Below are 1,035 nucleotides of genomic sequence, written 5' to 3'. Positions count from 1 at the left end.
GGCGTTGTTTCCTAAATCATTGAACTAATTTAGTCTTGTGTGATCAGATCTCAAAAGCAAACACCGAGACTGAACTTTGAAAGCAAAGCGTATCACCAACTGGCGCGATTACAACAAAGTCCTCATCGCCAGAGGCAACATCCAACTTTGGTTTTCCGAGGATGCGATTGAACAGTGGAACAACACGCAACATCACGGCGGTAAAGGGCGAGCGAATCATTTCTCCGAGTTGGCGATTGAGACCTGTCTGACTTTGCGGGCTGTATTTCGCTTGTCTCTTCGAGCTGCGCAGGGCTTTGTTTCTTCTCTGATATCAATGATGAAGCTTGATTTGGATACACCAACTTACAGCTGTTTGTGCAAGCGTAGTGCAGAGCTGGCAGTTCGTTACAGGCCAAATTCTAGTGCATCCGCAGGCATTGATATCGTGGTTGATAGCACTGGTTTGAAGGTATATGGAAATGGTGAATGGCATGCAAGAAAACATGGTGCGAATAAACGCCGGACCTGGCGAAAGTTACATCTGGCCATTGATGCAAATACGCACCAAATCGTGGGTGCGGAGTTGTCTACAATCTCCGTAGCTGATTCAGAAGTTCTGGGCGACTTACTCAGACCATTGCGCAGGAAGGTCAGCTCGGTAAAAGCGGATGGCGCATATGATACTAGAGGCTGTTATGCCGAAGTAGCAGCCAAAAAGGCCGACGCAGTGATCCCACCGAGGTGTAACGCGCAGTTGTGGGAGGATGGACATGCTCGAAACAGCGCGGTTATTTTAACAAAGCATATAGGTAGCAGTGAGTGGAAAAAGTGTGTGAACTACCACCAACGCTCACTGGCAGAAACAGCAATGTACCGGTATAAACAGCTAATGGGTGACAAGCTGGTCAGTCGTGGATTCAATCAGCAGCACACTGAAGCGATGATCAAAGTGAAAGTGCTCAATAGAATGGCTGGGCTAGGTATGCCTGAATATCAGGGAAACAGCTGAAATCGCATTGTTGCCTAAGCTATCTGGATTTGATCAACAAGGCC

General features: G+C 47.5%; 1 protein-coding gene. It reads left to right on the top strand.

All coding sequences use genetic code 11. The features are described from left to right. Nucleotides 1–76: 76 nt before the first annotated feature. A complete protein-coding gene (locus tag IY568_RS24390) occupies nt 77–991 on the top strand; it encodes an IS5 family transposase (RefSeq protein ID WP_194868970.1) in 915 nt (304 codons plus the stop codon). Nucleotides 992–1,035 lie beyond the last annotated feature (44 nt).

The organism is Pseudoalteromonas sp. PPB1, from assembly GCF_015356275.1.
Lineage (GTDB): Bacteria > Pseudomonadota > Gammaproteobacteria > Enterobacterales > Alteromonadaceae > Pseudoalteromonas > Pseudoalteromonas rubra_D.
This window is presented reverse-complemented; position numbering and strand designations above follow the sequence as displayed.